The organism is Halalkalibacter akibai JCM 9157, from assembly GCF_000513135.1.
Classification (GTDB): domain Bacteria; phylum Bacillota; class Bacilli; order Bacillales; family Bacillaceae_D; genus Halalkalibacter; species Halalkalibacter akibai.
This window is the reverse complement of record NZ_BAUV01000003.1, coordinates 109,155-134,079: the sequence shown is the minus strand read 5'-3', so window position 1 is coordinate 134,079 and position 24,925 is coordinate 109,155. Positions and strand designations below refer to the sequence as shown.

The 24,925-nt window shown below is 37.4% G+C and carries 36 protein-coding genes; 10 read left to right on the top strand and 26 right to left on the bottom strand.

Features of this window, described 5'->3' with window-relative positions:
- Nucleotides 1-90: 90 nt before the first annotated feature.
- Nucleotides 91-933 (top strand): histidine kinase dimerization/phospho-acceptor domain-containing protein, encoded by an 843-nt coding sequence (locus JCM9157_RS03335; RefSeq protein ID WP_235714781.1) that lies wholly within the window; start codon nt 91-93, stop codon nt 931-933.
- Nucleotides 930-1,334: an ATP-binding protein gene (locus JCM9157_RS25140; RefSeq protein WP_235714780.1), complete on the top strand. Its 405-nt coding sequence runs from the start codon at nt 930-932 to the stop codon at nt 1,332-1,334. The genes JCM9157_RS03335 and JCM9157_RS25140 overlap by 4 nt, the downstream gene beginning before the upstream one ends.
- 11 nt (nt 1,335-1,345) lie before the next feature.
- Here JCM9157_RS25140 and JCM9157_RS03330 read toward each other — a convergent pair whose 3' ends face one another.
- The 9 genes from JCM9157_RS03330 to JCM9157_RS24315 form a co-directional block, all read right to left on the bottom strand.
- Nucleotides 1,346-1,876 (bottom strand): CBO0543 family protein, encoded by a 531-nt coding sequence (locus JCM9157_RS03330; protein WP_052012919.1) that lies wholly within the window; start codon nt 1,874-1,876, stop codon nt 1,346-1,348.
- A complete protein-coding gene (locus JCM9157_RS03325; protein WP_052012918.1) occupies nt 1,869-2,360 on the bottom strand; it encodes a hypothetical protein in 492 nt (163 codons plus the stop codon). Before JCM9157_RS03325 ends, JCM9157_RS03330 begins: the two co-directional genes overlap by 8 nt.
- A gap of 5 nt (nt 2,361-2,365) precedes the next feature.
- Nucleotides 2,366-3,151, bottom strand: coding sequence for a hypothetical protein (locus tag JCM9157_RS03320; RefSeq protein WP_035662108.1), 786 nt, complete (start codon nt 3,149-3,151; stop codon nt 2,366-2,368).
- Between the two features lie 360 nt (nt 3,152-3,511).
- Entirely contained in the window at nt 3,512-4,645 is a 1,134-nt protein-coding gene (locus JCM9157_RS03315; protein ID WP_052012917.1) for an iron-containing alcohol dehydrogenase, read from the bottom strand.
- Nucleotides 4,646-4,712: 67 nt separating this feature from the next.
- Entirely contained in the window at nt 4,713-5,732 is a 1,020-nt protein-coding gene (locus JCM9157_RS03310) for a potassium channel family protein (RefSeq protein ID WP_035662106.1), read from the bottom strand.
- A gap of 253 nt (nt 5,733-5,985) precedes the next feature.
- A complete protein-coding gene (locus JCM9157_RS03305; RefSeq protein WP_035662103.1) occupies nt 5,986-7,227 on the bottom strand; it encodes a glutathionylspermidine synthase family protein in 1,242 nt (413 codons plus the stop codon).
- A gap of 15 nt (nt 7,228-7,242) precedes the next feature.
- The gene (locus JCM9157_RS03300) at nt 7,243-7,659 is read right to left on the bottom strand and encodes a DUF350 domain-containing protein (protein WP_052012916.1); all 417 of its coding nucleotides are present in this window, start codon (nt 7,657-7,659) and stop codon (nt 7,243-7,245) included.
- Nucleotides 7,650-8,888, bottom strand: coding sequence for a glutathionylspermidine synthase family protein (locus tag JCM9157_RS03295; protein WP_052012915.1), 1,239 nt, complete (start codon nt 8,886-8,888; stop codon nt 7,650-7,652). Before JCM9157_RS03295 ends, JCM9157_RS03300 begins: the two co-directional genes overlap by 10 nt.
- Nucleotides 8,881-9,354, bottom strand: coding sequence for a hypothetical protein (locus tag JCM9157_RS24315; protein ID WP_035662098.1), 474 nt, complete (start codon nt 9,352-9,354; stop codon nt 8,881-8,883). The genes JCM9157_RS03295 and JCM9157_RS24315 overlap by 8 nt, the downstream gene beginning before the upstream one ends.
- 274 nt (nt 9,355-9,628) lie before the next feature.
- Here JCM9157_RS24315 and JCM9157_RS03285 point away from each other — a divergent pair, with 274 nt between their 5' ends.
- The 3 genes from JCM9157_RS03285 to JCM9157_RS26260 all read left to right on the top strand — a co-directional run bounded on the left by JCM9157_RS03285 (nt 9,629) and on the right by JCM9157_RS26260 (nt 11,777).
- Entirely contained in the window at nt 9,629-10,294 is a 666-nt protein-coding gene (locus JCM9157_RS03285; protein ID WP_035662096.1) for a hypothetical protein, read from the top strand.
- A 12-nt stretch (nt 10,295-10,306) separates the two neighbouring features.
- On the top strand, nt 10,307-10,657 hold the full coding sequence (locus JCM9157_RS03280; protein WP_035662094.1) for a hypothetical protein: 351 nt from the start codon (nt 10,307-10,309) through the stop codon (nt 10,655-10,657).
- A gap of 97 nt (nt 10,658-10,754) precedes the next feature.
- Complete coding sequence (locus tag JCM9157_RS26260) at nt 10,755-11,777, top strand: biotin/lipoyl attachment domain-containing protein (protein WP_201768891.1); 1,023 nt, start codon at nt 10,755-10,757, stop codon at nt 11,775-11,777.
- Nucleotides 11,778-12,023: 246 nt separating this feature from the next.
- On the opposite strand, the gene JCM9157_RS03270 is transcribed toward JCM9157_RS26260, so the two are convergent.
- The 3 genes from JCM9157_RS03270 to JCM9157_RS03260 form a co-directional block, all read right to left on the bottom strand.
- A complete protein-coding gene (locus tag JCM9157_RS03270) occupies nt 12,024-12,260 on the bottom strand; it encodes a DUF2642 domain-containing protein (protein WP_035662092.1) in 237 nt (78 codons plus the stop codon).
- A 236-nt stretch (nt 12,261-12,496) separates the two neighbouring features.
- The gene (locus JCM9157_RS03265; protein WP_035662089.1) at nt 12,497-13,009 is read right to left on the bottom strand and encodes a hypothetical protein; all 513 of its coding nucleotides are present in this window, start codon (nt 13,007-13,009) and stop codon (nt 12,497-12,499) included.
- Nucleotides 13,006-13,383, bottom strand: a complete 378-nt coding sequence (locus JCM9157_RS03260; protein ID WP_235714779.1) for a hypothetical protein — start codon at nt 13,381-13,383, stop codon at nt 13,006-13,008. Before JCM9157_RS03260 ends, JCM9157_RS03265 begins: the two co-directional genes overlap by 4 nt.
- Before the next feature lie 225 nt (nt 13,384-13,608).
- Here JCM9157_RS03260 and JCM9157_RS03255 point away from each other — a divergent pair, with 225 nt between their 5' ends.
- The 3 genes from JCM9157_RS03255 to JCM9157_RS03245 are packed head-to-tail and all read left to right on the top strand — an operon-like array spanning nt 13,609 to nt 14,292.
- Nucleotides 13,609-13,812, top strand: a complete 204-nt coding sequence (locus JCM9157_RS03255; protein WP_035662087.1) for a DUF1659 domain-containing protein — start codon at nt 13,609-13,611, stop codon at nt 13,810-13,812.
- 37 nt (nt 13,813-13,849) lie between these two features.
- Complete coding sequence (locus tag JCM9157_RS03250) at nt 13,850-14,065, top strand: DUF2922 domain-containing protein (RefSeq protein WP_035662084.1); 216 nt, start codon at nt 13,850-13,852, stop codon at nt 14,063-14,065.
- Between the two features lie 53 nt (nt 14,066-14,118).
- On the top strand, nt 14,119-14,292 hold the full coding sequence (locus JCM9157_RS03245) for a YvrJ family protein (protein WP_035662081.1): 174 nt from the start codon (nt 14,119-14,121) through the stop codon (nt 14,290-14,292).
- Nucleotides 14,293-14,352: 60 nt separating this feature from the next.
- On the opposite strand, the gene JCM9157_RS03240 is transcribed toward JCM9157_RS03245, so the two are convergent.
- The 3 genes from JCM9157_RS03240 to JCM9157_RS03230 form a co-directional block, all read right to left on the bottom strand.
- Nucleotides 14,353-14,727 (bottom strand): hypothetical protein, encoded by a 375-nt coding sequence (locus tag JCM9157_RS03240; RefSeq protein ID WP_035662079.1) that lies wholly within the window; start codon nt 14,725-14,727, stop codon nt 14,353-14,355.
- 195 nt (nt 14,728-14,922) lie between these two features.
- Entirely contained in the window at nt 14,923-15,402 is a 480-nt protein-coding gene (locus JCM9157_RS03235) for a CBO0543 family protein (protein WP_052012914.1), read from the bottom strand.
- A gap of 124 nt (nt 15,403-15,526) precedes the next feature.
- On the bottom strand, nt 15,527-16,021 hold the full coding sequence (locus JCM9157_RS03230; RefSeq protein ID WP_035662077.1) for a MarR family winged helix-turn-helix transcriptional regulator: 495 nt from the start codon (nt 16,019-16,021) through the stop codon (nt 15,527-15,529).
- Nucleotides 16,022-16,202: 181 nt separating this feature from the next.
- On the opposite strand from JCM9157_RS03230, the gene JCM9157_RS23215 reads away from it, so the two are divergent.
- The gene (locus tag JCM9157_RS23215) at nt 16,203-17,324 is read left to right on the top strand and encodes an ATP-binding protein (RefSeq protein WP_052012913.1); all 1,122 of its coding nucleotides are present in this window, start codon (nt 16,203-16,205) and stop codon (nt 17,322-17,324) included.
- A gap of 445 nt (nt 17,325-17,769) precedes the next feature.
- Here JCM9157_RS23215 and JCM9157_RS03215 read toward each other — a convergent pair whose 3' ends face one another.
- The 10 genes from JCM9157_RS03215 to JCM9157_RS03170 form a co-directional block, all read right to left on the bottom strand.
- Nucleotides 17,770-18,510: a MerR family transcriptional regulator gene (locus JCM9157_RS03215; protein ID WP_035662073.1), complete on the bottom strand. Its 741-nt coding sequence runs from the start codon at nt 18,508-18,510 to the stop codon at nt 17,770-17,772.
- 189 nt (nt 18,511-18,699) lie between these two features.
- Nucleotides 18,700-18,990 (bottom strand): hypothetical protein, encoded by a 291-nt coding sequence (locus JCM9157_RS03210; protein ID WP_035662071.1) that lies wholly within the window; start codon nt 18,988-18,990, stop codon nt 18,700-18,702.
- A 45-nt stretch (nt 18,991-19,035) separates the two neighbouring features.
- Nucleotides 19,036-19,224, bottom strand: coding sequence for a hypothetical protein (locus tag JCM9157_RS03205; protein ID WP_035662069.1), 189 nt, complete (start codon nt 19,222-19,224; stop codon nt 19,036-19,038).
- 38 nt (nt 19,225-19,262) lie between these two features.
- A complete protein-coding gene (locus JCM9157_RS03200) occupies nt 19,263-19,688 on the bottom strand; it encodes a hypothetical protein (protein WP_148296793.1) in 426 nt (141 codons plus the stop codon).
- Nucleotides 19,689-19,743: 55 nt separating this feature from the next.
- Nucleotides 19,744-20,142, bottom strand: a complete 399-nt coding sequence (locus JCM9157_RS03195; protein WP_035662064.1) for a hypothetical protein — start codon at nt 20,140-20,142, stop codon at nt 19,744-19,746.
- 375 nt (nt 20,143-20,517) lie between these two features.
- Complete coding sequence (locus JCM9157_RS23210; protein WP_052012912.1) at nt 20,518-21,222, bottom strand: hypothetical protein; 705 nt, start codon at nt 21,220-21,222, stop codon at nt 20,518-20,520.
- 28 nt (nt 21,223-21,250) lie between these two features.
- On the bottom strand, nt 21,251-21,799 hold the full coding sequence (locus tag JCM9157_RS03185; RefSeq protein WP_035662062.1) for a hypothetical protein: 549 nt from the start codon (nt 21,797-21,799) through the stop codon (nt 21,251-21,253).
- Between the two features lie 63 nt (nt 21,800-21,862).
- Entirely contained in the window at nt 21,863-22,828 is a 966-nt protein-coding gene (locus tag JCM9157_RS03180) for a quinone oxidoreductase family protein (protein WP_035662060.1), read from the bottom strand.
- A gap of 27 nt (nt 22,829-22,855) precedes the next feature.
- Nucleotides 22,856-23,302 carry a DinB family protein gene (locus JCM9157_RS03175; protein WP_035662057.1) on the bottom strand — a complete coding sequence of 149 codons (447 nt, stop codon included), beginning with the start codon at nt 23,300-23,302 and terminating at the stop codon, nt 22,856-22,858.
- 231 nt (nt 23,303-23,533) lie between these two features.
- Nucleotides 23,534-24,100 carry a hypothetical protein gene (locus tag JCM9157_RS03170; protein WP_035662055.1) on the bottom strand — a complete coding sequence of 189 codons (567 nt, stop codon included), beginning with the start codon at nt 24,098-24,100 and terminating at the stop codon, nt 23,534-23,536.
- A 313-nt stretch (nt 24,101-24,413) separates the two neighbouring features.
- On the opposite strand from JCM9157_RS03170, the gene JCM9157_RS03165 reads away from it, so the two are divergent.
- Nucleotides 24,414-24,602, top strand: a complete 189-nt coding sequence (locus JCM9157_RS03165; RefSeq protein ID WP_035662053.1) for a small acid-soluble spore protein H — start codon at nt 24,414-24,416, stop codon at nt 24,600-24,602.
- A gap of 101 nt (nt 24,603-24,703) precedes the next feature.
- Here the strand turns inward: JCM9157_RS03165 and JCM9157_RS03160 are convergent, their stop codons facing one another.
- Nucleotides 24,704-24,898 carry a hypothetical protein gene (locus JCM9157_RS03160; RefSeq protein ID WP_035662051.1) on the bottom strand — a complete coding sequence of 65 codons (195 nt, stop codon included), beginning with the start codon at nt 24,896-24,898 and terminating at the stop codon, nt 24,704-24,706.
- Nucleotides 24,899-24,925 lie beyond the last annotated feature (27 nt).

Here is a 24,925-nt window from a genome sequence, read left to right as displayed (position 1 = left end):
ACTTTTCCTCTTTACTAGTTTGCTGTTTCTTATAAGACAGTATGTTAAACTACATATAAAAAAACCACAAAGATGGGAAGGTCGACTCCCTTGACTGAAACGTTATTAATTAATTTCCTTTTTCTATTACTTCCTGTTTTGATCTACCTACTATTTTTTGAAAGTAGAGCAGCGGCAGCGGAGAGCAAACTGGTTGTTTTTCTTTTATCTACCTTGTCTATGATTTTGTGCATGACATTCCCTATTCAAATTGCTCACCTTGGCTTTTTGTTTGATTTACGTTATGTTCCTTTTATTATTGCAGCTTTGTTTACGGGATATAAAGTTGCGTTCCCCCTTTACATAGTGTTAAATATTTACCGATTTATCATCGGTGGTGATGGCGTATTCATGTCGTTTTTGGTTTCAACCATTATTTTCATTTTAGTCCCGCTCGGACATAAATATTTTATCAAACAAACATCTAATAAGCGGGTGGTGTTTGCGGGCTTTGTATCCTTTTTAGTCATGCTTTTATTTTTAACAACGCTATCGATGTTTTTCCCTACATTGAACCGTGATTACTGGCTCATTGCTGTAAATGTTGTCACAATTCATGTTCTTGGAGCTATCATTATAATGGTGTTCATTGAAAAAATTATTGCCAACGCGAAAAACCGAGAAGCTTTTGCCCATTCGGATCGCTTACATGTAATCAGCGAACTTTCCGCAAGCGTCTCCCATGAAATTAGGAATCCGTTAACCGTTACAAATGGATTTTTACAGTTGTTAGGCAAATCTGAACGATTAGAAGAACAAGAAAAGCGTTACATTGATTTGTCGTTAAAAGAGTTAAACCGGGCTGAACAAATCGTTAGCGACTTTCTCGCTTTGGCCAAGCCCCAAGCCCATAACATGGTGCGATCAAATCTAAACAAGAAACAGAATATGTGAACAATATCATGCAAGCTTATGCAAACTTACATCAAGTTGATTTAGAATTCCAATTTGATAACGAACACGAGCGCGATTTTGACCAACAACAAATTCAGCAATGTTTAATTAACTTATATAAAAATGGAATAGAAGCCATGAAAGAAAAAGGTGGAATCCTCCAAATTCATGTTCTCGGTTTAACAGACCGCATTGAAATAACCATAAAAGATTCAGGAGTCGGTATGACTCATGTCGAAATGGCTTCAATTGGAAAACCTTATTATTCTACAAAAAAAGAAGGAACTGGCCTCGGAATGGTCATGGTTTATAGCACGATTGACAAGCTCGGTGGACAAATAATTGTTGAAAGTGATAAAGATTCTGGTACGACGTTTACGCTCGCGATTCCTGTTCAATAAGTGGTGCTCCATCATGAAAAGAGTTCTTTAGTGGAATTCTTTTCTTTTTCGTTTCGTGCCCCCTCTTTTTTCTCTCTTACATACCTAATGACCGCAATGACCAATCTCGTTAAAAGTGACTTAGCGGTTAAACTAGCAAGGGTATGATACCACTCCCAGCCCTTCTTCCATTTGACCAAATCTGTTTTTCGTTCCGCCCAGAGCTCGATGAATAACATTGGAATTGTAATGTAAAACAATTTAAAAAAGATCATTAGAGGTTTATCCTTATATGTCAGTTGGTTGATGATGATTGTGATGGTTGGATAAACTAAAAAATCAAACAACACATGAATTTTAAAGAGCTTTGGTAAAGGGCGAACTGGATATTGAACCGTTTTGCGTTTTACTATCATCCGGTCAAGAATCCCGTTCGTCACAGCATTATAAACAAAGACGATGATCCAGTCTCGTCTAGGAGTTTTTTTTAGTAAAAAAGGTAAAACACCTAGAGTGACAATGAATAAGATTCTTAGGAAGATTCTCTGGCTATTCTTATTCAAGTTGTACACCTTCTTTCTCTGGACTACCTCCCAACCTTGCTACACCGAGAGCTAGGTTGTCCCATAAGATTTTTTCTACTTTTTCGACTTGTTCTTTTTGGCAATTAATTACAAGAACTACCTCTGACGTTTTCCCTCTGATAAGTCTTTTTCTTTTGTGGTTGACTTTGTATAAAAAATAATCAATGAGGATCCCTAAAATAAACCCACTTGCTGCTCCAATCAGTCCCCAGTAGATCGGTCCCCATTCTAAGACAAATCCAACACTTCCCCCAATGACAGAAAAAGCCGTTCCGATTGCAGCACCTTTATCAAATAAACTCACTCCATCTGAACGATGCAATGTGTCAAATAACTTTCTTTCTTCTGTTCGGTTATTAAGTGGCACGGCGAGAATGTTCGATTTATCAATTCCGGTTTGCTCAAGTGCACTAATCGCTAGTTCTAAATAGGAGGAATGTTCATAGGTGGAGAAAACTTGCAACTTGCTCACCTCACGATTTGACTCGGAATTTTCACTCGGTATTGTTGATAATGTTTCTGAAGAAACTTCCTTTGCTCATTTTCGTATAATTTATTATTTTCCACCGTATTCACATAAGCATCATAAACAGAAAACCCATAAAGAGACGGAATAAACAGCAACCATTGTGGATTTACGACTTCTGTTGCTTGAGCTATATTCCCTAAAAAGAGAGAATGTACAGCTAATAATAAATTGGAATAGTAGACAAAAATAATAATCCAAATTAAATTAAACGTTCCCGTAACAATTCTATGTATATACAGTTGGCCCATTCCTGGCATAAAAAGCGACCAAACAACAGCCATTAGAGGGCTCCGCTTATCAAGGTAATTGATTTCAAAAGATCCGATCGCAAATGTATTAAAATCCGCATTTTCTCTTTCTGCTAATAAACACAATCTATTCATATCAACAGCCGTCCGGTAACTATCCCAAATGGAAAACAAATAAACAGGAATATACAAAAGAAACCATCTAGGCTCTAGAATTTCTTTTGCCATCTCCGTGTTACCCGTAAAAGAATAAACCATTGCAAGATTAAGTTTCGACATAACGTTTATAAGGATTTCCCAAAGAAACAAGGTATAGCCTCTTAAATATTTCGATAAGAGTAAATGGCCAAAACCAGGAAAGGCCGCTGACCACCAAGCAATAATATACGGATTGCGCAAATGTAATTGTGTTGTTCCTAACGTACTAACATGTGCTTTAAAGCGTCTTTCGTTATTTGATGGCTTGAAGTTGTTCACATGCATTCCCTCGTTTATTGTTCGACTATGCTCTCGTTTATCGTTTACAAATTATAGGAATTCATTCATTTTTTAGTTAAATGCGAAAAAGCACTGGAGTTTTGCTTGCTCCAGTGCTTTTGATATTGGCAATGACAGTGTAGGTGTTTCGTTACGTTTTCCTTAGATTAGTAGATATATTCGTAAAGTAGTCGATATACACCCTCAATTAGTAGATAAAATCAAAATTTAGTAGATATACGCAAAAAATAGTAGATAAGTAACCCCGATTAGTTGATAAAACACTCCGCCTACTCGCTCACCCCACTAATCCTACGCTCTATCTCTCATTTTTAGCCCTAAATGCCTTTTCAAACAACATCAAATAGTCCTGCTTCTGGATCTCCTCGCGTTGCTCGGTGTTGATCCATTTTGAAAGGCAGATTCAGCTAAATACTCGAAGTCCTCTTCTTTCACTTGTGGAAGAGAGGAGAAAGTTGGAATCGCGAGGTCGAATGCTAGATGTTTCATCTCCGCTACGAGTGCGGCTGTTGCATCCGTTTCTGATGCGTCTTCGCCTACCAACCCTAACGTTCTAGCAATGGTCGCATGTTTTTTAATGTCGGCTTCCGCATTAAATTCAATGATGTATGGTAAAAACATCGAGTTCGCTACCCCGTGAGGCGTGTCATACAAACCACCGATTGCTTCAGCCATACAGTGCACGGATGCAACATCTGCATGGGAAAAAGCCATTCCGGCAATCGTTGCTCCTATCATTAACTCATACCGTGCTTCTTGATTAGAACCACCTTCTGTCACTGCTGGCCGGAGTGCTGGGTAAATTCGTTTCATTGCCTCAATTGCGAGTCCATCTGCAACCGGGTTGCTACGTTTACATGTAAAAGCTTCGACTGCATGGACGAGTGCATCCATTCCTGTTGATGCAGTCAAATGTGCAGGGAGCTGATACGTAAGCTCTGGATCCACGATTGCTACTGCAGGAGCAATCTTCACGTCCTTAATCGTTAACTTAATCTTTTTTTCTGTATCCGTGATAACAGAGGAGCGCGTGACTTCAGCTCCCGTACCGGCTGTCGTTGGAATTGCTACAATAGGCGTGACGGGTGCAGGAACTTGATCGCGTCCAGCATAGTCTTGCGGTCTCCCTCCTAACACTTGCAAAATAGCAATCGCCTTCGCAGCATCAATGACAGATCCACCACCAAGCGCGATGATGCAGTCAGCTTGAAACTCGCGAGCAAGTTCGTCTCCCATAATGCAGTCGTAGTCCCGCGGATTCGGTTTCACTTCAGTAAAAACATGAGTTTCAAAGCTTTGGTTAGCTAACATGTCTTCCAACTGAGTGACGAGTCCTAAATCAACAATTCCAGGATCGGTCACAATAAAAAGACGTTTTCCTTTAACAATATCTTGTATGTATTCTCCCGTTTTCATAAAACTACCGTTTCCAGCGTGGATTTTAGTTGGGAGATGAAAAGCAAAAGTGTTCAAGTTGACTCCTCCTCATAAATGGCTTATGAGACAGATTCGAGAAAAGGCTATAGATATCCTTTTCTCCTTAATTGCTTTTAATTTGATCAAACGTCTCTCTATTACAAATAATGTACAACTCAGCTTCTGCTGGAATTGTTTCGTCCAACCGACGGTTAATATCTAGCAAATTTCGGTCAGCAATTAATGTAGCTCCCTGTTTCAACAAGCTTTGGAACGCATCATTGTAGGTGTTCCAACTAGGATGTTTCGCAATTTTATATAAATCTTCGCCATGTTGACGGCTAATTAATTGTGAGTACACCTGCGAGACGCCTTTGTATAGGGCTGAGCGAACAGCAAGACGCGAGATTGTTTCTTGAGACAAAATAAACTCATCGACTTTACTGTGAGCAAAGTTTGCGATTTGTTTTTCTGTCATCACTTCAACTGTTGTATGTACGTCAGGAGCAAGGCGTTCAATCGTAATCGAGACAAGCAATGTTTTGGCATCTTTTAAGGCCGGGTCTTGAATCGTATCATCAGCAAAAATAATAACCGCGCTCGCTGATGTAATATTTGCTTTTTGATAAGGCTCTTCATTTGTTGGATCACCTTGGACGTAGTGTACACGATTATCGCTAACATCAATCGGTGCCTTAGGCAGAGTGTCAATAATGACAACTTCGATGTGAGGATCAGAATCCAGAATTTCTTTGACGGCAGACTCCGATTTTTTCCCCCATCCGATTACGATGATATGTTTTTCTTTCATGTAACTTAACCTCCCTTCCTCTCTCATCTTTCTAAATATCGTAAATGAGTCCACAATCTTGCCAATCACAACCCCAAGTAAACCAATTCCAAATAAAAACATAAAAACAGCAAACATTTTGCCAGGGATGGTAACAGGTGAATAATCGCCGTATCCCACTGTCGTAAAAGTAGTCATAACAAAATAAAACGTATTAGCAAAACTCTCAAACGTCTCAGGCTCCAAGCCATACATAATGGCTGTGCTCATAAAAATAAATAAGGCCGTTGTCACGATCAAGGTAAGATTTTTCATTTTGATCAACCCGAGACTAATTCTCAGAAAAAAATGCATAGGTGAGTTACCTCCTTTCTAACGTGGGAGGAGGGGGTGTTCCCCGCCTCTGTTTTGTATTGCTATTAAACGTAAGAATTCGCGATTAAATTGCTTTGTTTGCTTTTAACCATTTTAAATTTGCTATTAAAAAATAAAATTGCAATTAAAAAGGAAAATTCGCTATTAAAATAGAGAAGATCACTAATAAAATCGCGTTTTCGCTAATAATTAGCGATATCCTATTTAGGCCCCGACTGTCGCCTCTCCCATCTCATCCCGTCGTATAAGCCACAAACATCGACAAATTGCCGGTAATTCGTTCGCCGACTCGAAAAAACAAGCCGCTTGGCTCACCGTTAATGACATGAGAACCAATTAAAAGCTTTCCTGTATACGGTCCGTCCCACGTATCAATTGTTTGATCTGGCATAGGGAAATATTGCTGGAACACAACAGGTTGATCTTGATAATAGTCGCGGTCTTCGTCCAACACTTGTCCGTTTGCGACAATTTGTATGCCTCCACCTTCACGGCCAAGCACGGGCTTTTTCACATACGACTGCAAGGAATGGGCCGTATCATAGGTTGGTAAAAAGTATTTCTCTATTGCAGCTTGTTCTTGGCGCGTGAACCATTCTGTCTTTTTTTCCGTAATCAACGCAAGGATCGCTTTGGACTGCATCAGCAAAGCAGATGGTGGGTTAATCACTTTAATTTTTTTGTTCATGATGTGAACGACGAGTTGTTCGCCAATTTTTTCGCCAGTTGGCCCTTCTTCAGCTAGGAAGTACTCAAGCGGGTACAAGCGATATAAAAAGTCGATCCGCTCGCCTTCAGGTGTGCGAACATCGTCTTTTTCGACAACAATTTTCTCAAGTGGTATGTACTTAGCTCGTTGAGGGTAAAGGTTCATTAAAAATTGAACCGTTTGTTTGTCCTCCTCATGCCAATCTGCACAAGTAAAATAGAGAGTATCGGTGCTTCCGATATTGTAGTCTCTGATGATTTGATTCCAAGCATTCTTGACATGAGTTGTCATTCGGTCACTTGGATTTTTGCTCCCATGCTCTTCGCAAATCAGCGGCTGGGCAATCGCAGATTCTATTAAACCAACAGGTGTATCGGTATTGCCTTCGATTAACTTTAGACCGTTCGCTGAGGCAATGAAATCATATCTTGTAAAATAAGAAAAAGCCGTTTTTCCGCCTTCTAACAGGAGGTCCCATAAGAAAACGGAGATTCCGGTTTTATGAACAATGGAACGATCTTTTAAAATTTGCTCATATGTTTTTTGAAAAACATCATGAACCGCTCTTGAAGCATTTTCGACTTCGCGTGCGAGTGAGGATGGGACCATTAAAAGGGAATCACTCATATATTGATTATCCTCATAATTTTCATAGAGAGTCGCCCATGTAAAACCTTTTGCTGCCACCTTTCGCTCAAGCTGTTCCCACCTTTTTAAATAGGCGTCTGGCTCAAAAGGTTCCGTTAATGATTTATACGGAAGCATCATTCATCCCCCTTATTAGAAGCTTATGTTCGCTGCAACAATCAATCCGACTAACACCGACACACCACCAAGAAATAAGCCGACAGCAACATTGCCACCTTCTACTTCTTTTGCTAAGCTCGTGTTGCGAGTTAGGACATATTCAATCACTAAATGAAGAACAATTTGAATGATAATCGCAATGAACGCCCAAACAATTAAGTCGACTAAATTGATAGAATGCCTAACAGCAGATTGCAAAACTACGACTAAACCAGCCATTTTCCCTAATAATTTTAACGCAACAGCGGTATTGCCATTTTTAATTTGAGCTCGTTCCGAATACGGAGTCAGTAACTTGAAAATATACGTTCCAATCACAAATAACAAAAGAGACACCGTTAGATAGATTAGAAAATGATCAAACGTTTGAAGATAATACATTACATCCATTTCGTTGCTCCTTTCACTCCACAAGGTAGGAAATAAGATAGGTTATCGGTAATTTGAGCCCCAGCACGGAAGCCAAATGCACTTGCCTTGCCATTGATCACAAAACTTCCGATTAAAAGATGAGCTTTTGCAGGTCCTTTTTCTGTTTGGATTGTCTGAACCGGCAAATCGACGTACTTCTGATAAATCGGCACATATTGCTGATACGAGTTTTCTTTCGGTGAAAAAAGAATCTCGCCGTTTTTCCTGACTTCAACCGTATCGCCCTCACGGCCAAAGGCAGGTTTTTTTACATATTGATCACCACTTAAAGAAAAAGGCTCTTCGTCTAAATAGGTCGGTAGAAAAATTTGTTCGATCCACGCATGTTCCTCTTCTGTAAATAAAGGATGGTGATGTTCATGCATCCCCCAGATTGCCGCCATGACGGCTTTGCTTTGCATTAAAAAAGCTGACGTTGGGTTTAACATCCCGACTTTTCCAGCTAATACAAGATTCATACACTCGATTCCAATTGGAAACTGATCACTTGAAACATCTTCTAAAAGGGCTTCTAGCGGATATGTATGACGATAGAGAACATCAATTTTATTGCCAGCTGGGTCGTAAACTCCTTCTCCTGCTAAGATTTGAATGTGCTCGAGCGGGACAAATGCAGCTCCTTTAATTGAGGCTGCTCTCATTAAATACTTCATCGTTTCCCGGTCTTCAATATCCTCTTCATGCGCAGTAAAGACAACATACGGATGACCACTTACTCCAATACGCTTGGCACAGTGAAACACGCTATTACGAATCGCTTTCCCTAAAACTAGTTCCTCGTCTGAGTTCGGGTTCTCCAATTGAAATTGTTTAGCGAGCAAACCGTTCACTTCAAACAACTCACGTATGAAGGTTGGGGTGTCTGAGTTGAACTCTAGTAGCTTCAGACCATCTGTTGTTTGAACAAAATCAAAGCGCCCGATCACCGTTTCATAAGGAATCGAATTCATTCGTAAAAACGGCAAGCCTTTAGACGGAAAACCAAGTTCGAGCAACGTTTCATCTGCTGCTTCCCGGAGTAAATCATTCATTTTATTAAAAACATGGTAGGCTACGTTCGTTGCTTGCTTCACTTCTTCAACAGTGTGTTGATCAATCGTTATGCAATCATAAAGAGCATATTCCGTTCCGTATAAACGATCCCAAAAATCAGGAATTGTAGCGTAAAACAAATCGCGATTAACCACCAAAAGTTCCTCCACCACCCATACCTGAGCGCGGATTACCAGCTTGATTAGGTGATCTAGGTTGTTGTTGATTCGGATTCGGCTGATTAACATTTGTGTCTCTTCCTGGTTGAGTCACCGCAGGTTGCCTCGTTCGTGTGCCACCACCACCGCCAGCCATGGCACGCCCTGCCATAAAGGCTGCGATCGTCGGGAACCAACTTCCGCCATAATAATAATGTCCGTAATTTTGATTGCCTTGTTCGACACACTGATAGCCTTCTGCTTCCTCGTCCCACGTCCAAGTGTCGCAATCAGCTTCTTCAGGTGATGGTAGAAGATCCGGATCTGGTTGAACAGTCGGATCCGGTTCAGCCGGTGTCTGGAATAACTCTTCCTGCATCGCAGGTGAGCAGGCAGTTAGACCCATCAACGCCACACTTGAGCTTAGTAATCCCTTCAGTAACTTATCCGTTTTCGGTTTCATGTTTTTAACACCTCCCAAAAGTATATACGTGAAAACCGTTAGCTGGTTTCAATTCTATCAGTCATTGTTATTTTAACCAAACGAGTGAGCAAATAATTTCTGGCTCGTTTTTTATAGAAACTTGCTTAAAAGCCATCACGGTTCTACTTACTTCAACAATGTTGGATTTCATTCCTGTTTTTATTTCTCGATTTATATGGAAATTCTTTCAAAATTCCATGTTTTTCGATAGAATAAGAGAATAGAGTTTACATTATCGCTTGGGGGCTCACCAATGAAATATCAATTTGAATTAATACGAAGCTTGAAAGACCCTGAAACAAAATTTTACCAGCTTAATATAGCTGAGGTAGTCCCTTTTCCGATCAAACATGTTGCCATTCTTATTTCTATTGGGATGGTCATTTCCATCATAAGGTCTTTTCATGGTCTTGATACGGCCGTTTTTTCACAACAACTTACTTTCTATTCTGTTAGTGAACTTGAATTGATCAAACTGCTTGTTGGAATAGGCAGTATACTAGAAGCTCTTTTCTCACCGATCATTTACTTACTGTTTGCCAGCTTTTGTTTTTCTATCTTTCTAGATGACGTCAGCTTCCGCCAATCATTTATCGTCTCAACCGTAAGTCTGTTTATTTTTATACTTGGGGACATAGCTCTTCTTCCTTTTGAGTTATGGTTAGGTATTGATGCCATCACTTCTCCCTTTGCACTAGGAGTAATAGCTAGTTCATTAACATCTAACACATATGTGAGTCATTTATTTAGCGGCGTTTCAGTCTTTTATATTTGGGCTCTCATCATACAAGTGTATGCCTTTTCGAAATTAGCTTTTAACAAAGTTCGCTTTATCATCTTACTCGCCTTAACGATTCATTTAGTTTTCCTTTTCTTTTCTGTATTAAAAACGTATCTTGCTATATACTTAGTTCTTTAAAGGTGGGAAATTATGTTCAAGCCTTGGGTGAAATACACATTATTTGGATTTGCTACACTCCTTTTTCTAGTAAACATTATTATAATTGTTCATAAAGACAGCAACATTTCCCGTTTACAAATCATTGACCAGTTTGTATCTGCAAATGTTGTCGACATTGTTGAGTCTACTGAAAAGCCTGGGGTAATCTCCACCTCAAGTGAAGAATTTATCTATGTAAACGAAAGCCTTGGCTCGATTGATTCTATTTTCGTCGAAGTCGGCCAAGAAATACAAGCTGGTGATGCTCTTTTCAACTACACCAACCTGCAAATTGACTCTGCAAAAAACGAACTAGAATTAAAAATCGAACAAGTTACTTAAGGTCTGACCAACTACTCTCTGAGATTAAAACAATAACTTCTATCCTGAATCGTTTAAAAACGACAGACGAAGATGAGCACCTGTATCAGAGGCTGTTATCGGTCAATACGACTTACAAATTGTCCAAAAACATCATCAAGTCACCGCCCTGAAAAAAGAAAAAGAGCTCTATGAACAATCTCTCACTTCACTTAACAACCAAGAGGACGAGCTTGAGATTCAAAGTCCAGTTACTGGGATCGTAAAAGAAATAAATCAAAATCCAGGACAACCATTTATAACATTAATCACCTCTCCTTTTATTGCAAAAGGAGAATTAACTGAACTTGAATCACTAAAATTATACGAGGGCTTACCCGTTGAAGTAACGGTTCATGAAAATGAGCCACTAGAAGGATCACTCAGTCATATTTCCAACCTTCCAGCGAAAGACCCTGCCCTAGATGTTGAAACAACTTATCCCTTTCAGGTAGATATTATCGACTCAGAAGTGGAACTCAAGTTGGGGTATCATGTCACGTTAAACATTATTCAAAATGAAATTCCAAACGCACTCGTGCTGTTTCCAGAGGCTATTTCTTTTGATGAAGTAGAAGTAGAATCAGTTCTAGAGTCGGAACTTGAAATAGAGCAGGATCTTGAAGTAGAGCAAGAGCTTGATGTAGACCAAGAGCTTGATGTAGACCAAGAGCTTGATGTAGACCAAGAGCTTGATGTAGACCAAGAGCTTGATGTAGACCAAGAGCTTAATGTAGACCAAGAGCTTGATGTAGACCAAGAGCTTAATGTAGACCAAGAGCTTAATGTAGACCAAGAGCTTGATGTAGACCAAGAGCTTGATGTAGACCAAGAGCTTGAAGTTGAGAGGCCTTTCGTGCTCGTAGCCAATAACGGTTTCATCGAACAAAGATTTGTCACTCTCGGCCTCGAATACAATGAGCTACAGCAAGTAGAAACCGGTATTTCAAAAACAGACCTGATCGTTGCCGATCCATCAAGAATCTTATCCAATCAACCTTTTGTTACGCGTCTTCGAATCAGCGAACTAGAAAGATCTGCATTCGAATCCTTTCGCAAAAAAGAACAAGCCATGTTTTTACTTCAAGGAATACTTAGATAAGAAAATATGAAAAAGTTCGGTGCCAAGCGCCGAACTTTTTTTGATATTTTTGTTATATAAGCATATTCATCACACCTGAGTGAATTATTTTCAGGAAATCGGATGTCCTTTACAATGTGTTAATAACAATTAAAGTGGAATGGAGCGGAAGGCACTTGACTCCTGCGGGAAAAGAGGAAAGCAAGTGCCTGAAGCGTAATGAACGAAGCCAGTAGGAAAAACTTTTGGTATTTTGATAGGTAGCAATTAAACCGGCATAAACCAAACCACTTCACTTAAACGAACATAAAAAGTAGAATCGTGTTCTTGAACGACAACATGATCAGGCTTCGCATCTTTGACCACTCCGTTTACGGGACCACGTGACGTATCAATGACAATTCGTTCTCCAATCAGATTATAAAGGGCTGTATACACATAAGGTTCTAAGACGACTACTTGCGCAGGACCACTTGGTACATTCGTGCCATTCGCTCTATTCATTATGCTAACCCCCAAAAGTTAAGTAGCTTACCTGTTCAATTTATGATCAGCTTTTCTCGTCTTATTCTTACTATTTTTCCCAGAAAATGAAAAAGGTGAGCGTTCTATTGAACACTCACCTCACATTCTTCATCTTTATTTAGGGCTATTTCGTTGCTTTTAATGGTTAGAGGTGTAACGGCTTTCGCTCCATTTCACTAACAGCAACAACTATTAAGGAAATTACGGAAAAATCTTTATTTAAAAATAATCGAAATCACTTTATCTAAAGACATCTCACTATCTACTTCAAATGTTCCCGGCTTTAGTTTATTCGCAAGCCCGCGTTTTTCTACTTCTTTAAAAAAGTCCATTGCGCTATCTGTAACGTTTGCTTTTACAAGTGCTTGTCCTACATCAATACTCGTCATTCCAGGAGTAACCGTCAGCATTGTGCGATAAATAATGACTTCTTTCACTTCTACTTCTTTTTCTTCTGGTTCTTCTTTAACTTCTTCAGGTTCTTCTTCTATTACTATTTCTTCCTCTTCAGGCTCTGACTCAACGACAGCAAGTGCCTCTTGCCATTGTTCTTCGGTTTGAATGACATAGCCTTCTGAACCAAGCAATGTGATCATCTCATCCACGGTTGGTTTTTCTTGTGCTTGTGTCGTCGTTGCCTCACTTGATCCAAAGAAATAAACGGCACCACAAACCGTTGCTGCGACGATTAACCCGCCAGCAAAGCTACGTATCGTATTTACTTTCATTTTGCTACTTTTCTCCTTTCACTCTTTCGTTCCATATAAGGAGCTAGCATAAGCTTGGTTTCTGATTCTGTTCTTTTTGTTTCGGCAGCAATTCCTTCTATAGAATAGCCGCGTCTATATAAATCAATAACTACACGCAATAACTCTCTTTGCTCTGCACCTGGTTTTAGTCCAGCTTCTTGAGCGATAATCTCTTGATCAAGCTCAAGATTTCGCATTTGTTGTTGAACTTGTTGCATTTCCTCCATCACTGAAATAGAGAATTGTTCAATTTCTGATTTTTCTATTTGAGTTGCTTTCCTTGCTTTTACAAATGACCATACCAATAACAACACTGCTGCACCAAACAAAATGGATAGCGCCCATTCCATCATGTTATGATCCTCCCTCACGTAAATCTATTATTTTTTTCACTTCTACTATTATACAACATTTCTGCTAAGTTTCGATTCAATCTCGTAAGATACCACACTTTTAGACAAAAAAACAACTTATGTACGAGCCTAATCTAGCGCTATTTACCTACCTATTTTTTTTGTGAATGAACTATGACAATTTCAGAGGAGCTCTATATATACAAAGTGAAAGGAGGTGTTACGATGCTAATTGATTCTCGCTTAGTCTTAGTTTTTACAAATGGTGTGGATATGGATGGGAAAGACATTTCAAAATCAAAAAGCTTTAACAACATCAAGCCAACTGCCACTGACCTACAGCTTACAGCCGTAGTTAGTGCCCTAGCTCCACTTCAAGAGTGGACACTTATCAAAGCCGACCGTACCAACATTCACAGCTTAGCTTAATGTCTAAAATACCCTTTTGGGAAAGGAGGAATCAATAATGACTAAACGCTTAGAATTAATTTTTGAAAATGAAATGGGTGGTAATGTCACACTTACACTAGATAACCCCGTTTACCCTGCTAATCCTGTTGTGATCAGCTCTGCGATGGATTCAATTGTCGCTCAGAATGTGTTTACGTCAACAGGTGGAGAAATCAAAGCAAAGAAAGCTGCTCGTATCGTAGACCGTACTGTTGAAGTGATTGATATTTAATCTGAAAGGAGGAGGTGCTAAGTGCCTCCTTCTTTTTTTAAGGAGGATTAATAATGGAGATGTGGCTTCCGCTCTTAAGTGAGTATGGATTTCCAGTTATGGTGACGCTCTACCTATTAAATAGAATAGAGACAAAACTAGATTTGGTTAACCAGTCGATCTTAAAGCTACCTGAAAGCTTGAACCAATCACCTTATCTTCGTGCTTATGAACAAAAAAAAGGATAAATCAAAAAGGGTGTTCTAATAAGTCTTAACCAGACTTTTAGTACACCCTTTTAAATGACATTACAATACTTTAAATATCGCATCAAACTTCCGTCCACTTTCTTCTTTTTGATAATCTATAAAATCTCCATTTCCATTTGGATCAATTTTATCTAACTTAACATTTTCTTGATGCGACAAGTAAATCATTAGTTGCGGGTAAAGTTTAGGCGTGCCTTGACTATATGTTTCACTCGATAATCCTTTTTCATTGATTAGTTTTTGGCATATTTGTTTAACCGATAAACCAGCTTTCACTTCGTTTAAAATGAATTCATGATAAGGAAGTAATGATTTAGCCATTGTTGGAACTGATGATGTTATTTCCTGTGGTTTCACTTCAACTTTTTCTTCTTTTCTAGGCTCAATATCTCCAAACAAACTTAATTGTTCCATTATAAGTAACATCTCCTCATTCTATTCATCTATACTATTTTATCATTTTATCGCTCAAATGACAGATAGAAGTAAATAGTCTTATGAGAAGGTGCTTATATGGGGTTTGTGTAAGGATAAGTTCGTTCAAGTAAGCTACTGATCCGTTTCACTAATATAATGAAAAAGAGCCTAAGAAAAAAAGGAAACTATCGCTCATTCTTCTTTCTTAAAATACCATCGCGAATAAAGCCAAGAAAGGTAAAAAACAGATGAAAGTGAGAGAAAACTCCAATACCAACTCCACTTTCGATATTCAATTAGGTCTGTGTATTTTTCAATGAAAAATTCTAAAAACGTAATCATTCCACTATACGAACACGTATAAAGAAATCTACGTAAGATACCTTTCTTCTCGGGATAGTATAGGTTATGGAGCGCGGAAATGGCAGGACAAATGAAATATTCAAAGGCAAAACTTGATTTAACGGCCCTTTTAAAATAACGCCTATACGGATATTTAATTAACTTCTTCTCAACCACTAATAAACCAAAAAACCACGTGATTGCCTGTTGAAATAAAAATGACACCTGAGCTTCTCTTATTTTTTGTCTTGGGACAAACCTTAGTAATAACACCATTGTCATGACTACCGCTGAATATACAATTCCTTTTTCTTTAATATGACTAGCCATAGCTACTAACACCTCCGACATCCAGACTTCAATATTTCAAATTAGCCCTATTGGATATGTCTGTCTTATTATGGCGGAGTTCCCCTAAAATTATTTGCGTTTGCAAATAATTTAAATCTAACCTTTAAAGATCTTTATGAGACTTCATGACAAAACTCGTGAACTTGTCTCCTACAAGCTCAGAACTGAGCAATGACGCCACTTTAAAGACTACTTTCAATTCCTCTTCCGATATTTTATCTATGGTTTCAACAATCTTTAGTTCAGATTGTCTCTGGTTTTCTCGGATAAAATCACTAACCATTTCTTTTCCTCTTGCAGTTAAGTTAACTTTCTTCATTCTCGCATCTGCAGCATTTTCAATCAAAACAAACCCATCATCTCTTAAAATGATTAACTGTCTAAATATGTTTGAAATGTTCGTTTGAGCTATATGAGCTAAATTTGTCATAGTCGTCTCATTTTGAAAATAAAGAATCCATAGTATGCGGAAACTCGGGAAACTAAAATTGCTTTTTTTTAATGTATTCCTAATGTCTTGTTCTATTTCGAAATTGATTCCTCTAATCAATGTGTATAATAAGTAACTGTTATTAAACTTGCTCTCAGCTGACCTCATCGTCCTTCCCCCTACTCAACAATGACAACCCATGTTTATTTGCAAAAATTGTTAAGTATATTATCACCCATAAGTGAATATTCAATTCCTAACAGCACTCATCCTGTTATCTAGTGGATAAGCAAAAGTATTTCGACTTCACGTATAATCAGTTATAATAATGTAAAAAAGGAAATTACAAATGCCTAATGAACAATCAGCTGTAGACAATCTCCAAAATGAAATTGAAAAACTCCATCATATCAATCAACTTGTCTTAGACTCTGTAGCAGAGGGAATTTACGGCATTGACTTAGAAGCTAACGTTATTTTCTGGAATAAAGCTGCTGAACAGTTAACAGGCTTTTCCATTACAGATTTTAAAAGTAATAACCTTCACGAATTAATTCACCATACTAACAATAAAGGCGAACACGTCCCGATTCACCAATGTCCGGTTTACCATGCGCTCAAAGATGGCGAGAGCTTATTTATTGAAGATGATCTTTTCTGGAGAAAAGATGGTAGTTCTTTTCCTGTTGAATTTACAGTTAATCCTATGTTGGAAAAAAACCAACATGTGGGCACTGTAATTACATTTAGAGATATGACAGAGAAAAAGAAAACAGAAGCCATTCTGCAAGAGTGGGAAAAGTTATCGCTAGTTGGTCAAATGTCTGCAGGCATTGCCCATGAAATCCGTAATCCCATTACATCCTTAAAAGGCTTTGTTCAGTTAATTAGATCCCACAACGAGTTTAAAGAAGAATATTTTAACATTATGGATTCAGAGTTTAACCGGATGGAATCTATCATTCAAGAATTACTCTCCTTCTCCAAACCTCAACTAACTAATTATCAGAAACATGATCTGAATCAGCTCATTTTACAAGTTGTTATGCTTATGGAACCACATGCAACTTTAAAAAACATTGAAATCAAAACAAATCTACCATCTACACCCATTTTCATTACTTGTATTGATCATCAGATTAAACAAGTTTTGATCAACTTAGTTAAGAATGCTTTAGAGGCGATTATGGATAAAGGGACTATCTCGATTAAATTAAATAAACAAGACAGTAAAGCCATTCTACAAGTGAGAGACGATGGAATGGGGATGACAGCGGAACAAATAGAAAAAGTCGGAAATCCATTTTTTTCAACGAAAAATAGCGGGACTGGCTTGGGGATGATGATTACAAATAACATCATTAAACATAATCACCAAGGAACGCTAGAAATTCAAAGCGAGCTTAAAAAAGGTTCTACTTTTACGATTAAATTGCCTATTGATTTAAATGTCGCAAAGATGGTTGATTAGTTGAAAACTTATAACGGTTCGGATTGGACCTACATGTAAAAAGAAGTAGCTCTCACAATAAATTTGTGGTCCACTTCTTTTTTATTAAAATAAAGTTTTAACTTTTAATAATTCTCCGAGAAACCAAATGGATATTCATGGTAGAGTATTAAGAGACAATTATCATCATATGAACAAAAAACTGGAATGAAAGTGAGGAAACAAAAATGACGACGATTACGTACACCTCTCCTTTTTGGTTTTCATTGACCTTCGTATTCATCATAATGTTCATTATTAATTACTTAACTCAAGCTTTAATCATAAAGAAAAAAGGTAGGATCATCAGTTGGGGTTTTGTTGGGATTCTTCTTGTCCAAAGTTTAATTGTTACAGCCATATTTGAGGTAATATAGCATTCTCGGCTTATGAATAAAGGACTGTCCAGTAGCTGAACAGCCCATCTTTAACACTTTTGTTGTTTCTGCTGATCTGCAAAATACTCCATCGCCTCACACATAAACTTGGCTAACCCTTCACCGTATTGATCAATGTTTTTGGTGAACCGTTCATCAGCAACGTATAATTGTCCTAATCCTTTGAAAGCATCAAGTGTGTAATGTCCAAAGTTGTTATTCAAACAGTTAAACCATTCTTTAATTGTGGCCTGCGCTTCTTCGGACTTAGGTGAGCGATCTCGGATTAAGGAAAGTTTTGAATAGATTTCCGATACCGCATTTTGAGCTTCTTTAGACATGCTTGCTATTTTAGCCTTTGATTCATCAACAGCTTTATCTCCCCAAAGTTTTCTAGCCTCTTGTTCGTAAGGATTATGACTAAAGTCAAATCCTTCAAACCTTTCTTTATTTGTCATCTTAACTTCCCCTCTCATTTGCTGAATTGATTTATTGACCGTGTTAATTAATGTATCAAGTTGACTTCGTTTTTTTTCAAGCATCTTTCGGTGTTGAATTAACGCTTCTTGCCTGTCAAAGGAAGAGCTCCTGACAATTTGCTTTATTTCTTTCAACGGAAAATCAAGTTCTCTAAAAAACAAAATTTGTTGCAACAACTCAAGATCCTCATCTGAATAAAGACGATAACCTGACTCAGTTGTTTCCTTTGGTGATAATAATCCAATTTCATCATAGTAGTGTAGCGTACGAACACTAATACCAACTAAATCCGCAAGTTCTTTAACCTTCATGCAACGCTACCTCCTTTCTACTTTCACAAAAAAGTATCACGCAACGTTAGAGTCAATGAAAAAGAAGAACTTTTTTGATTGTTACAGTATAGTACCGGTAGAACGTTAGATTCCTTTAAACAAAGCCAAACGATTAAACGGTCTTAGTCCTATAAAATAGAGAACTAAAACCGTTTACCCCCTGTTTCCTTAAAAAACAGCATTTATCTGAATTTTGTTTTGTTTAAATAAATCGCCTAAAGGCACCCCACCAATTTTTGCGAAGTTAGCTAAATCTTCGTTCGACTCACCAAAATACTTACTCAATCTTATTTGACCAGCCCACAAAGCTCTGCCTTCCGAAGTATGCGAAATAAAATATTCTTTGTGCTGATACATAAACTCTATTTCTCTACCTTGTTTCAAGTAATACAAAAAATGTGCATAGCTTATTTTTTCACCTGAAGGAACATCATCAAATGGATGTGGTTTGTTTTTCATGGCATGATCACCTTACAATAAACGATTGCTATCTTAAAAATTTGACTATGTACTACGACTCTTTTTTCGATTCGCTCGAAATTCAATACCAAAATAAAAAACAGCAATTATAAATAAAGTATTAGAAAGGAACAGGACAATTCCATTCCACTCACCATTAAATATAGTTACATTTACAAGAGTTATCGTATGCATGAACACGACAACAATAAAGAGAATTATGTAGCTTTTCAAACAGTCACACCTCCAATATTTAAGACATTTTCCATTAGTTAAGAGGTAAAACCTGTTACTCCTCCTGAAGAAACATTAATTAGCTCTATGTTCCTCACTATATCTTCGGTAATTCCACTTTGAGTAGTATAAATCCATATGACTACGATAATTAGTAACAATAAATAAAAACCAACATACCATATGATGTATTTACTCTCTCTTATAGGTGAAGAAAACAAAATGAAAAAGCCAGTTAGAAACAGCATAATCAGAACCATACTAATCATCCATAAGTCATCTGCTTGATTAATAGACATCACAAGGGTGAGTGCCTGACCTGTTGTCATTTCCATTTCATACTTTTCTTTGTTTATAAAACCTTCTTCAATAAAAACCGTAACTGGATCAGCATATTCATCCTCTATCACAAAACTATAACCAGCTAAATTAAAGTTGGTTTGTATTGTAAATACGTAAAGCAATAGGATAGTCATACTAATAATAGGAAGAAGCTTATGCTTTATCGTGATCCCCTCCTTAATCTGTACGGATATGGATAGTTTCCTTATACTTTCCTTTATCTGTGTTCCACGAAATATCAACTGTTACTTGATTTAAATCTCGACGAAGAACATCCATCGGAGGAAGAGACGTGCCTGTACTTCCTAAAGAAAAAAGGGGATGGGTTTCTTCCTCAACATCAAATTCGCCCCACTCGCCGATCGGTATTGTTGAAGGGTAATGAATTTCGTATGAGACTTTAACTAATTTCTCTCCACCGTGATAAAAGAGCGACGAAGCTATTTTATCCTGAGAATACTTCATATTAACATCCCAATAATCACCATTTCCTCTCGCTGTGTCAGGCACTGCTTTTGTACAACTAGCAAGTAATAACAACAACAGAACCAGTATGAGGTAATAACTTCTTTTCATATTTCCTCCTTCAACTTCGTTATAACCAGACCCTAGTGCAGTGTATCAAATTACTTATCCTTTGTTTGATCTCTTCTCGATTGCACTCTGCAACCCAATCCATGTAGTTCTTATATAATGGAATAATGGCTTCTCAAAAACGAGATTTAAATTACCGATTACTTGTTAAAGCATCTTGTAATGAAGCATTAATAGAAAAAGAAAAAATTTCCTCTTCATTTTCGTCCTCCTACAAATGTGTCGAAACAGTATTTTCAAGATCTTCTAAAGTATGAGCCGTTACTGCCCAAATGCCTTTATCTTCTTTAAAGTAGAACGTTTCCTTCAGTTTATGTGAGACTAAAATACCCTTTCTTTTTTTGAAACTCGCTTGTTTCAAAAAATATCGTCGTCCTCCGCAATAACATGAGCAATAACGGGTGCGTAAGGAATTAACATCCACCCATAATCAAAAGCACCATCTTCCTTATTAACCCACTTCCAATCATATTTGTTTTGATAAACAGGCTTCCCCTCTTTTGTATAGTCGCAGATCTCACCTTCAAGTGTTGGACTATGTGCTGGAGGTCGCTCAAGTTTACGTACATTTATAGATAAACCATCTACCTCTTTTGCTGAAACAATATCGCTATTTACAAATCCTCTAAGATTCTTAAAAGCTAATAACTCCTCTTTAGAAGGGAGATCCCATAATGCTCTTTCTTGATTTAAAGTCTTTTCATCTAGTTTTGGGATGCGGTATATTCCGCCAAAAGTGGTTACTTGATTTCCATATTTTAAAGGAAGACTTTGCCGTAATAGCCACCTATCTAAAGCAACTGCAGCTATCCATTTAGGTTCAAAGCCCATTTTGACCCCTTCCATTGCTAGAATATGAGCTTGCCACCAATCATTTAGTGATTCTCCGTGTTGAAAAATGATCGCTGCATGGATATAATCTATGGCTTCCGTTAATTCTTCTGCCTCTACCATTTCCAGAACTCTTTTCCTACGTAATCTGTCTCTCTCAACTCTATTAGTTGCCATTTCTTTTAAGTCACATTGATCTTCATCAAAAAGCCTTTTTAATTTTAGATTCATTTCACTAGCCCCTATTAACTCTTAAAAACTATTGTATAATCTGTTCTATCATTTCACCGTCTGAAGACATCCCTGTAATAGTAGAGCCTAGAAGATCTTCTCCACCACTAACCAAAAACCAAAATTTTTCGTCTTTGTTATAGTCAATCACGTTTGCTTTGAATTCGTTCCCATTAGTAGTTTGAACTGTTACTTCAACGATTCGTGGGTCCAGTATTTTTCCTCTGATTAAGTCGGTGTATCCAGACAATTCAAATTCTAAATTCGAAAAACCCCAATCTAACTTGTATCCATGATCAAGTGTACCCGTACTGCCATGAACGAACTTCCATCCTAGTAAGTTTTTCTTGAAGATAGCTGAGCCAAAATGGAGGTTATCATGAGCACCCCACTCGTAAAAGGCAATGGCTTGTTTGTTATCCAAAAATTCAATATGAGCAATGTTCGTATTCTGTTGATTTAAAGAAAACACAGCTTTATTGATTTCTTGAACATCGTCTTTCAAAGCTAAATGAATAAAATAAGCCCCTACTAAAATAACCGTTACAGCTAAGATCATTTTTAGTTTCTTAGACATCGGAACACCCGTCTTTCTCGCTATTTTCTACGAATCTTTTTCTATGTTATTAAGTTTACATTCTTACATTTTAATTAAGACTTTCCCTTCATAATGACGGCTTTCTATTAACCTGTGAGCTTCCGGAGCATCTTTTAAATTAAATACTTTAGCAATTGGAATAGATACCTTGTTGGAAGCGAATAAACCTAAGACTTTTTCTGCAACGGCAGCCAAGCGTTCAGGGTTATGTTTACGTGTAGTTCCTAAACTAAACCCTTTTACATTTCTACAACTACTATGGACATCACTTGTTTTAAAAGAACCCGCTTTCCCACTACTATTGCCGAATTGAACAAGTGTGCCATATAATGCTAAACATTCTAAACTTGAACTAGTCACTTCACCGGCGACCGAGTCAAAAATAACATCGGCTCCTTTATTATTTGTTTGCTTTAACGTTTCTTCTGAAAAGTCTTCATAGGTACAAACTAAATCGGCTCCTAATTTTCTTACATAACTCTCCTTATTTCTGTTTCCAACAGTTCCAATGATTTTTTGTACACCAGCTAGTTTCGCTAGTTGTACCAGCATTGAACCGACGCCACCTGCTGCACTATGTATGACAATGGTATCTGTTTTTTGTACTTGCCCTATTTCGTATAAAAGGATATAAGCTAAAATTGATACGGTTGGCATCGTTGCGGCCTTTTCAAACGAAAGGTTATCTGGAATTCTAAACATTAAGTTCTCATTTGCTACAACATATTCCGCATAAGAGCCATTTTTAGGAAAAGCTATTACCCGTTCTCCCTTAGAGAAGCTTGAATTCGGGGATACTTCCTCTACTATCCCCGCTACATCTAGTCCAAGTATTAAAGGAAAACTTCCCTTCCCTTTATTACCTAAACGTTTTTTTATATCAGCATAATTTACACTTGTATATGAAGCCTTTATTAACACTTCATTTTCACCTATTGTTGGTCGTTCAATATCCGTATATGTAAGTTTATCTGCGGCCCCAAATTCCGTTTGGATCACTGCCTTCATTTTATTTCTCCTTTCATATGCTTTTTGCTAATTTAATTTCTCATTGATTTGTTTTAGGTGATGGGCATCATGTTTTATGAAAATTTTCACAAAACTTTCTCCAGAAAATTTTCTTTTTCCTTCACCAATAGTAAATCTAACACCTTTATCCACTTTTGAAATCTCTTCGCAAAGCCTTTTTCGAGTAAGCACAAAATGATCAATGATGGAACTAGCCGAATAATCTTTCACATAAGACATAGCTTCTTTATTATGTTGTTCATGGTCTGGGAACGGTGGTAAGTTATTACCTTCGCCGAAATGGGGTACCATTTTCTCAAGATTGAATTTATCCCAATAATATAGATGTTGTACAATTTGTATGATTGACCATTTTCCTTGTTTAATAGGTTCGTATAGACTTTTTTCGGAGACGTTTTTTAATTCCAAAATACTTTCTGTCATTTTCTCAAATTGACTCAATGATTTATTCATAAAATACCCCCACACCAATTTATTACATTACTGTCATTTCAATGATACACTAAACCCAAAAAGGAAAACACTAAGTCTAGCGTTTTTTGTCGTATGTACCTTCTTTTCGAGCGAATAAGCAAAAAGGGCTGCCATTCTTAACAGCCCCAATGATGTTGAGTCATTTTATATTTCTAGGTTGCATGTTTCTATTTTGTACGTTATGTTCATTTCACTCCGTCGGATCGACTTTTAATAAACATCTAGCCATATGTTCGAGACAGTATGTTCATCTTCGGTCCATATTGTTAACCTGTGCTTATTAATTCTATCAATGTATACGACTGCTTTTCCCAATCCCATTTCATGATACGAGTAATGATGAGAACCATATATTTGTTTCGCTTTTTCTATATTGTCTCCTACTTTTAATCCAGAGGTTGTTTCAAGTGGAATTTCATAGGCTGATATTGAAACAACTTTTCTCTTTAAATCTGTACTTAAAAATGAGCCTTGAATTTCATAGGAGTAGCCATCTTCATTTTCCCTCTTTGTAAAGGATCCAAGGGCTTCTAACTGCTTTTCTGTTATCGTTTCTTGTAAGTGAAACTCCCCGATATATTCATATTCTAAGTTTGTCGAAGATACAAAGTAATGGTTCGTTGCTAAGATCCACCAACCTGCTATAACAAGAATGAAAACTAAAGGAGAAAAGATGAAAATAGCAGCTGTAAGTTTTGAATATGGTTTAAAATAATAGCCGATTAAAGGCAAAATAATTGCAAGAACAAATAACATTATCATAATTAACAAGATCATGTTTTCACCCCAATCTGTTAAACTTTAAGATCTATTGTTTATTTTATGTTATTCTGAACTTAACAGAATATTTATTGATTTACAATAAATATTTATCATTTTATAAACTAAACACAAAAAACATCCTGAGTATTCTTAAAAGAATGCTCAGGATGTTTTCTCCCCCTGTATATTTACCGAGTGTTGAATATTTCACCATAAATTCAAATTACTTTATTGTATTTTTCCCCGTGACTAACTTCGAAACTTTCCATAACCCTCGCATAAACAAATGAGCCTAAGGGAATCCTATTCTTAAAAGGAGGTAGGTAAATTGGATACACAGCGCGCACATGAAATCTCTTCTTCTCCAGCTATGGTAGATGTGTTGTATAACGGCGAACGCATTTATATCGAACATGTGGATCAAGGGAACGGAATGGCAACCATTCATCCGTTAGATGATCCAGGTGATAAATATAGTGTTACGGTCGACAGTTTAACGGAAAAACCGAGTCGATAACGTATAAGCTCCTTTGCGTGTAGAATTAATTCTACTGCAAAGGAGTTAGGTGACAAAGCACTAAATTCAACATTTAGCTTCTTACGCCCACTTAATTCTGCTTACCAAGTCTTTTTTTTCTCAAATCGCTTGAAAAAAAATAAACATGCCCAGCCCCCAACTAATGCTAGTGGCACAATCATGAACCGGTAAGGACTACCTGGTTGTACCCACTCCATCTGTAGCATTGGAGCTATGTATAAGAGTAGAAATAAAATGATAAAACCAGATATGGCTCTAATGAAAAAATCTTTCACTAAGATGTCCTCCTTTAATTGTACATT

Bases quoted from the DNA above. Each gene is read 5' to 3' on its own strand.
- JCM9157_RS03215 (WP_035662073.1), bottom strand. From the start codon at position 18,510: ATGAAGGTTAAAGAACTTGCGGATTTAGTTGGTATTAGTGTTCGTACG.
- JCM9157_RS03270 (WP_035662092.1), bottom strand. From the start codon at position 12,260: ATGAATAGAGCGAATGGCACGAATGTACCAAGTGGTCCTGCGCAAGTA.
- JCM9157_RS03195 (WP_035662064.1), bottom strand. From the start codon at position 20,142: ATGAAAAGAAGTTATTACCTCATACTGGTTCTGTTGTTGTTATTACTT.
- JCM9157_RS03245 (WP_035662081.1), top strand. From the start codon at position 14,119: ATGGAGATGTGGCTTCCGCTCTTAAGTGAGTATGGATTTCCAGTTATG.
- JCM9157_RS03265 (WP_035662089.1), bottom strand. From the start codon at position 13,009: ATGAAAGTAAATACGATACGTAGCTTTGCTGGCGGGTTAATCGTCGCA.
- JCM9157_RS03250 (WP_035662084.1), top strand. From the start codon at position 13,850: ATGACTAAACGCTTAGAATTAATTTTTGAAAATGAAATGGGTGGTAAT.
- JCM9157_RS24315 (WP_035662098.1), bottom strand. From the start codon at position 9,354: ATGAAACCGAAAACGGATAAGTTACTGAAGGGATTACTAAGCTCAAGT.
- JCM9157_RS03175 (WP_035662057.1), bottom strand. From the start codon at position 23,302: ATGAATAAATCATTGAGTCAATTTGAGAAAATGACAGAAAGTATTTTG.
- JCM9157_RS03285 (WP_035662096.1), top strand. From the start codon at position 9,629: ATGAAATATCAATTTGAATTAATACGAAGCTTGAAAGACCCTGAAACA.
- JCM9157_RS03310 (WP_035662106.1), bottom strand. From the start codon at position 5,732: ATGCATTTTTTTCTGAGAATTAGTCTCGGGTTGATCAAAATGAAAAAT.
- JCM9157_RS03260 (WP_235714779.1), bottom strand. From the start codon at position 13,383: ATGATGGAATGGGCGCTATCCATTTTGTTTGGTGCAGCAGTGTTGTTA.
- JCM9157_RS03210 (WP_035662071.1), bottom strand. From the start codon at position 18,990: ATGAAAAACAAACCACATCCATTTGATGATGTTCCTTCAGGTGAAAAA.
- JCM9157_RS23215 (WP_052012913.1), top strand. From the start codon at position 16,203: ATGCCTAATGAACAATCAGCTGTAGACAATCTCCAAAATGAAATTGAA.
- JCM9157_RS03305 (WP_035662103.1), bottom strand. From the start codon at position 7,227: ATGCTTCCGTATAAATCATTAACGGAACCTTTTGAGCCAGACGCCTAT.
- JCM9157_RS03280 (WP_035662094.1), top strand. From the start codon at position 10,307: ATGTTCAAGCCTTGGGTGAAATACACATTATTTGGATTTGCTACACTC.
- JCM9157_RS03255 (WP_035662087.1), top strand. From the start codon at position 13,609: ATGCTAATTGATTCTCGCTTAGTCTTAGTTTTTACAAATGGTGTGGAT.
- JCM9157_RS03230 (WP_035662077.1), bottom strand. From the start codon at position 16,021: ATGAGGTCAGCTGAGAGCAAGTTTAATAACAGTTACTTATTATACACA.
- JCM9157_RS03185 (WP_035662062.1), bottom strand. From the start codon at position 21,799: ATGTCTAAGAAACTAAAAATGATCTTAGCTGTAACGGTTATTTTAGTA.
- JCM9157_RS03170 (WP_035662055.1), bottom strand. From the start codon at position 24,100: ATGATCTTGTTAATTATGATAATGTTATTTGTTCTTGCAATTATTTTG.
- JCM9157_RS03240 (WP_035662079.1), bottom strand. From the start codon at position 14,727: ATGGAACAATTAAGTTTGTTTGGAGATATTGAGCCTAGAAAAGAAGAA.
- JCM9157_RS03235 (WP_052012914.1), bottom strand. From the start codon at position 15,402: ATGGCTAGTCATATTAAAGAAAAAGGAATTGTATATTCAGCGGTAGTC.
- JCM9157_RS03180 (WP_035662060.1), bottom strand. From the start codon at position 22,828: ATGAAGGCAGTGATCCAAACGGAATTTGGGGCCGCAGATAAACTTACA.
- JCM9157_RS23210 (WP_052012912.1), bottom strand. From the start codon at position 21,222: ATGAATCTAAAATTAAAAAGGCTTTTTGATGAAGATCAATGTGACTTA.
- JCM9157_RS03300 (WP_052012916.1), bottom strand. From the start codon at position 7,659: ATGGATGTAATGTATTATCTTCAAACGTTTGATCATTTTCTAATCTAT.